Below are 6,624 nucleotides of genomic sequence, written 5' to 3' on the forward strand. Positions count from 1 at the left end.
AAGGCGGAAAGGCGAGTCGGCAGCCTCGCTTTCTACGCCACCGCAGAATTGTTCCCTTCCGCGCGACATCGGCGCCCGCTGCCCCGGGTGGCAGTGCTGAAACGAAAAATTCACAACCTCTGAGCAAAGTCCGTGCGTAGCGGCGATGCCTGAGCCAACTCACAGCGAGAAGGACTCCGAACGATGAAGCGTAGCAGATCGAGCAACGCCTGGTTGCGCGAGCACGTCAACGACACCTTCGTCCAGCGTGCGCGCAGCGAAGGCTATCGTTCACGTGCCGCCTACAAGCTCAAGGAGATCGACGACAAGGATCACCTGATCGGCCCAGCCAGGATCGTCGTGGACCTCGGTGCGAGTCCCGGTGGCTGGTCGCAAGTGGTGACCGAACGGTGCGCCCGGCATGGGCAGGTGATCGCCCTCGACCTGATCGCAATGAAGCCACTCGCGGGTGTCACCTTCCTGCGGGGCGACTTCTTTGAACCGCAGATCCTCGACCAGCTCGAAAAATTGCTCGCTGGCAACAAAGCCGGGCTTGTTCTTTCCGACATGGCGCCCAATATCTCGGGTATTGCCTTGTGCGATCAGGCCCGAGTCATTGCGCTGGCCGAACTTGCACTTGATTTCGCCGGCAGGTGGCTGCAACCCGAAGGCGCTTTCCTGGTCAAAGTCTTTCACGGGCATGGTTTTGACGACTTTCGCAAGAAGATGAGTCTGGCATTCAAGACAATCGCGCTGCGCAAACCGTTGGCTTCACGCGATCGAAGCTCAGAGATCTACTTGCTGGGCAGGAATCCAATCGCTGGCTGATTGCGCGCACGGTCAGCACTTGCCGTACCGACGAGAAAACGGTTTAGAATGGTACGCTCGCGGTTCGCCGCCTTTTTCGCGGAAGGGCCCGCAAACGCTTATGCAAGTGAGGTGATGTATTGAATAACATGTTCAAGAATCTGGCCGTCTGGCTGGTGATCGGTCTGGTCCTGATGACCGTATTCAACCAGTTCAACGCACGCCAGGTGACCCAGTCGTCGATGGAGTACTCACAATTCATTGAGGAAGTGGGCAAGGGAACGATTGCCAAGGTCGTCATCGAAGGACGTGTCCTTAAGGCAACGACGACCGACGGTCGAAAGCTCACCAGCTATGCGCCACCTGATCTCTGGATGGTTTCAGACTTGTTGAAACACGGAGTCAAGATCGAGGCCAAGCCGGAAGAAGAGCAGTCGTTCCTGATGAGCATCTTCGTCAGTTGGTTCCCGATGCTCCTCCTGATCGGCGTCTGGATTTTCTTCATGCGCCAGATGCAGGGTGGCGGTCGAGGCGGCGCATTCTCCTTCGGCAAGAGCAAGGCGCGACTGCTCGACGAGTCGACCAATACGATCACTTTCGCCGATGTCGCCGGCTGTGACGAAGCCAAGGAAGAGGTTTCTGAACTCGTCGACTTCCTGCGCGACCCGGCGAAGTTTCAGAAGCTTGGCGGGCGAATCCCGAAAGGCGTCCTGCTGGTCGGCAACCCCGGCACCGGCAAGACGCTACTGGCGAAAGCGATCGCTGGCGAAGCCAAAGTGCCGTTTTTCTCGATCTCCGGTTCAGACTTTGTCGAGATGTTTGTTGGCGTAGGTGCGGCGCGGGTCCGCGACATGTTTGAAAATGCCAAGAAACATGCGCCGTGCATCATCTTCATCGACGAACTCGACGCGGTTGGTCGGCAACGCGGGGCGGGTCTGGGCGGCGGGAATGACGAACGCGAACAGACGCTGAACCAGATGCTGGTCGAGATGGACGGCTTCGAAGGCAGCGTCGGCGTCATCGTCATTGCCGCGACCAACCGCCCCGATGTGCTCGACCCGGCACTGATGCGCCCCGGCCGCTTTGACCGACAAGTGGTCGTTCCACTGCCGGACATTCGCGGCCGCGAGCAGATTCTCGTCGTGCACATGCGCAAAGTCCCCTTGGCGCCGGACGTCAAGGCGGACATCATCGCACGCGGAACGCCCGGCTTCTCCGGCGCCGATCTGGCCAACCTGGTGAACGAAGCAGCGCTTTTTGCCGCGCGCAGCAACAAGCGCCTGGTCGACATGGAGGACTTCGAGAAAGCCAAGGACAAGATCATGATGGGCGCCGAGCGGCGCAGCATGGTGATGAACGAAGAGGAGCGGCGCAACACTGCCTACCACGAATCAGGCCATGCCGTCGTTGCCAAACTGATGCCAAAATCCGATCCGGTGCACAAGGTGACGATCATCCCGCGCGGGCGGGCGCTGGGTCTGACGATGCAACTTCCTGAGGAGGATCGCTACGCCTACGATCGCGTCTACCTGATGAGCCGTATCGCGGTTCTCTTCGGCGGCCGGATCGCCGAGGAACTGTTCATGAACCAGATGACGACGGGAGCCTCGAACGACTTCGAACGTGCCACGCAGATGGCGCGCGACATGGTCACCCGCTATGGCATGTCGGATGCGCTGGGGCCGATGGTCTATGGCGAAAACGAAGGCGAGGTCTTCCTCGGGCGCTCGGTCACCACGCACAAGAACCTTTCCGAAGCCACGATGGAAAAGGTCGACGCCGAAATCAGACGGATTATCGACGAGCAGTATGCCTTGGCCCGCCGACTGCTCGAGGAGAACCGTGACAAGGTCGAAGCAATGGCGGCGGCGCTGCTCGAACTCGAGACCATCGACAGCGACCAGGTCAACGACATCATGGAAGGCAAGACACCACGTCCGCCGAAGCAGCCGCAGTCCAGGTCGTCGAGTAAACCCGACAGCAACGCCCCGAACGCTGCGCCCAGTGCACCAGCGCCGGCCTGAGTTCCTGCTGGCTCCGGTCCGATGCCGAGCAAGCCGGCAGGCATACGCCAGCGTCAGTCCACACGACTCGCCCCAGGTGGCCTGACGTTCAGCGCTTCGATGCTGCGCTGCGGAAGCTACACGCTCGATCTGAGCCGCCCGCTCGTCATGGGCATCGTCAACCTGACACCTGATTCGTTTTCGGGCGACGGCTTGGCGGACGATGTCGAGCGCGCCGTCGCCCAAGCCTACCAACAGATCGCGGCCGGCGCCGACATCCTTGACCTTGGCGCCGAATCGTCGCGCCCTGGAGCGATCCCGGCGACGGCAGACGAGGAACTGCGCCGCCTGCTGCCGGTGCTCGAAGCGCTGGCCGACTGCGGCGTACCGCTTTCGATCGATACCTACAAGCCCGAAGTCATGCGCGCATCGCTCGCCAGGGGCGCGTCGATGATCAACGACATCTACGCGCTGCGCATGCCTGGCGCGGCGGCTGCGGTGGCCGACAGCGACTGCGCGGTCTGCCTGATGCACATGCAGGGAGATCCGCTGACCATGCAGCAGCAACCGAGTTACGGCGATGTCGTGGCCGAGGTCCGGAGCTTTCTTCGGGAGCGCGCCGACGCGGCAATCGCGTCCGGCATTCAAGCCGAGCGGCTGGTCCTCGACCCTGGCTTCGGTTTTGGCAAGACGCTCGCGCACAACCTCGAACTTCTCTGCAGTTGCGCGCGGCTATCGCCTGACGGGATGCCCATCCTTGCCGGCATTTCGCGCAAGTCGATGCTCGGCATGCTGACCGGGCAGCCCGTCGAACAACGCCTCGCCGCCAGCCTGAGTGCGGCGGTGCTGGCCGTGCAGCGCGGGGTAGGCATCTTGCGCGTTCACGACGTGGCTGAGACCGTTGCTGCCCTGGCCGTCTGGCAAGCCGTCGAAGCGTGCTCCGCGGGGGCGGCGCATTTGCGTTAAAGACGACCTGCAGCAAGCCAAGGTGCGTAGAATGCAATCTTCGCTGGCTGGTTTTATTCATCTGCGACTCTGGGGGACCAATCGTGAGCAGAAAGTATTTCGGCACCGACGGCGTGCGGGGACGCGTCGGAGAGATTCCAATCACACCGGATTTCGTCATGCGTCTCGGCCACGCGGCCGGCCGGGTGCTCGCGGCGCACGACATCGAACGTAGCCATGTCAAAGCCGGCGAACGGCCGGCGGTTCTCATCGGCAAGGACACCCGAATCTCGGGCTATATGCTCGAGGCTGCACTCGAGGCCGGATTCTCCGCCGCCGGCGTCGATGTCTGTCTGGTTGGCCCGATGCCCACGCCAGCCATCGCCTATCTCACCCGTGCTCTGCGCTTGCAGGCAGGAATCGTCATCTCGGCGTCGCACAATCCGTACTACGACAACGGTATAAAGTTCTTTTCCGCTGGCGGCAGCAAGCTGCCCGACGATCTGGAGTTGGAGATCGAAGCAGCGCTCGACGAACCCCTGGCGTGCGTGCCGTCGGCCGGGCTGGGTCGTGCGCGGCGCATCGACGACGCTGATGGGCGCTATATCGAGTTCTGCAAGGGAACGTTCCCCTTCGACATGGACCTGCGTGGCCTGAAGATCGTCGTCGATTGTGCGAACGGCGCCGCGTATCACCTGGCGCCGCACGTCTTTCACGAACTGGGTGCGGAAGTCAGCAGCATTGGTGCCGAGCCGAATGGCTTGAACATCAACCAGGATGTCGGGGCGACGGCGCCGGCTGCACTCCGCGAGGCGGTCCTCGCCCAGGGTGCCGATCTGGGGATCGCGCTCGACGGCGACGGTGATCGCGTGATGATGGTCGATGCCGCCGCCAACCTTTACGACGGCGACCAATTGCTCTACGCAATCGTCTGTAGCCGTCTGCAGCAGGGGAACGTGGCTGGTGTCGTCGGCACGCTGATGAGCAACCTGGCGCTCGAACACGCCTTGAGCAAGTTGAACGTGCCACTGGCGCGGGCAGCGGTCGGCGACCGCTACGTGATGGACATGCTCCGCCAAAGGGGCTGGCTGTATGGCGGCGAAAATTCCGGCCACATTCTGTGCCTCGACCGGCACACAACCGGCGACGGAATCGTCTCGGCGCTGCAGGTGCTCGCCGCCCTGCGCCAGAAAGACTGCAGCCTGCAGGAGTTGCTCGGTGGGCTCAAGCTGTATCCGCAAAAGCTGATCAATGTCGCCCTCAGCAAAGGTTTTCCGTGGCAAGACAACACGTTGATCAGAAGCACGCAACGCGAAGTTGAAGACGAACTGCGCGGTTGTGGACGCGTCCTGCTGCGCGCCTCGGGAACCGAGCCGCTGCTGCGCGTGATGGTCGAAGGCGAGGACGCGGTGGTGGTCGGCAAAGCGGCCGAAAAGCTGGCGGCGGCTGTGCGCGAAGCGGTCTCGTCGTAGCCAGCGCTCTCCTCCAGGCTTGCGCGCTGGCGGTCGGTCGCCAGCGCCGGCGAGCCGGGGGCGCCCGAAGCTGGCCGGACTCTCGCCAGCCACGCACGAGACGCACCCGCGACAGGCAAGCCCTGCTGGTCGCTGGGTGCGGTCAGATCAGCCGCAGGCTATGTAGTTCGTCCTTCAGCCAGGCGTAGCAAATCGGCGCCGCGACCAAGCCCGACAGACCGAAAACGCTCTCCATGAGCAACATCGCGGTCAGTAATTCCCAGGCTTTGGCATTGATCTGACTGCCGACGATACGCGCGTTGAGGAAATACTCGAGCTTGTGGATCAGCACCAGGTAGACCAGCGAGGCGGCGGCGACTCCTGGCGAGTGCGCCAGGCTGATGACGAAGATGACCGTGTTCGAGATCAGGTTGCCGACGACGGGCAGCAGACCAGCGAAAAAGGTCAGGACGATCATTGTCTTCGTCAAAGGCAGGTGGACGCCGAAGAGAGGCAGGACGAGCAGCAGATACAGACCGGTAAAGACCGTATTGAGCGCCGAGATGCGCACCTGGGCAAAGACGACGCGGCGAAATGCTTCGCTCAGTCGAAAGACCCGCTCGCTCAGTGCATCGGCCAGCGGACCACTGACCGACTCGCCGGATTGCTGGTTGAGCGAAATCATCCCGCCGATCACCATGCCGACCAGGATGTGCGCCAACCCGCGTCCCGTCTCCTTGCCAATCATCTGGAGCTCGCTCGAATGCTCGCGCAGCCACTGGCTGAAACGTTCGCGCAAGGCGCTGGCATCCGTCGGCAGGAGGTCTGCCAACCAGCCGGGCAAGGCCGCTCGCGAGGTATCAAGGATTTCCGCCATCTTGCTCAATAAGGCCGCGAAACTGCCGCCTTCGCTGTCCATGACGGCCAGGATGGCGAATACGCATCCGACAGCCACGCCAACGACGAGCAAGACGATCATGCCAACCGCCAACACTCGCGCGCGCAGACCGGAAATGTGCTGGGCAAGCCACGGAGCGAGCAGGTGTACCACCTGATAGACGAGCAATCCAGCAATCACAGCCGGCAAGAGGCGCACGTGCAGGACGAGCAGCAGCGCCAATCCAGAGAGAATCCAGGAAGCGTAGTCGCTTGCAGAGATCTTCGTCGACGCGTTCACCGCGTGACTCCGCGCTCGCATTTGAGCGGCGCCAAGCTTGCTTGCGCGCGCGCAATCACCCGATCACCCCCGAACACGCGGCGGCCTTGGGCGCCCCGCAACGGCCGGCCAGCCGCCAAGCCTGACCCATGCCTGGCGGCCTACGCGCGCTGTCCGAGCAGCATGCTGGTGACGCGCTGTTCGGGATTCTCGGCGATGCGCAGCAACAGATTGCGATAATCGCTGAGCAGCGCACGGATCGTTTCCGCGGCATAGCGCTTTC

The 6,624-nt window shown here is 62.4% G+C and carries 5 protein-coding genes; 4 read left to right on the forward strand and 1 reads right to left on the reverse strand.

Annotation, left to right across the window (positions count from 1 at the left end):
• Nucleotides 1-183: 183 nt before the first annotated feature.
• The 4 genes from Q1L59_RS02790 to glmM all read left to right on the forward strand — a co-directional run bounded on the left by Q1L59_RS02790 (nt 184) and on the right by glmM (nt 5,206).
• Nucleotides 184-807 carry an RlmE family RNA methyltransferase gene (locus Q1L59_RS02790; RefSeq protein ID WP_300327771.1) on the forward strand — a complete coding sequence of 208 codons (624 nt, stop codon included), beginning with the start codon at nt 184-186 and terminating at the stop codon, nt 805-807.
• A 119-nt stretch (nt 808-926) separates the two neighbouring features.
• Nucleotides 927-2,810: an ATP-dependent zinc metalloprotease FtsH gene (ftsH, locus tag Q1L59_RS02795; RefSeq protein ID WP_300327773.1), complete on the forward strand. Its 1,884-nt coding sequence runs from the start codon at nt 927-929 to the stop codon at nt 2,808-2,810.
• A gap of 99 nt (nt 2,811-2,909) precedes the next feature.
• On the forward strand, nt 2,910-3,755 hold the full coding sequence (gene folP, locus Q1L59_RS02800) for a dihydropteroate synthase (protein WP_300327779.1): 846 nt from the start codon (nt 2,910-2,912) through the stop codon (nt 3,753-3,755).
• A gap of 83 nt (nt 3,756-3,838) precedes the next feature.
• Complete coding sequence (gene glmM, locus Q1L59_RS02805; RefSeq protein WP_300327775.1) at nt 3,839-5,206, forward strand: phosphoglucosamine mutase; 1,368 nt, start codon at nt 3,839-3,841, stop codon at nt 5,204-5,206.
• Between the two features lie 142 nt (nt 5,207-5,348).
• On the opposite strand, the gene Q1L59_RS02810 is transcribed toward glmM, so the two are convergent.
• Nucleotides 5,349-6,362, reverse strand: coding sequence for an AI-2E family transporter (locus Q1L59_RS02810; RefSeq protein ID WP_300327777.1), 1,014 nt, complete (start codon nt 6,360-6,362; stop codon nt 5,349-5,351).
• Nucleotides 6,363-6,624: the final 262 nt, after the last annotated feature.

It is taken from the genome of Accumulibacter sp., assembly GCF_029255125.1.
Lineage (GTDB): Bacteria > Pseudomonadota > Gammaproteobacteria > Burkholderiales > Rhodocyclaceae > Accumulibacter.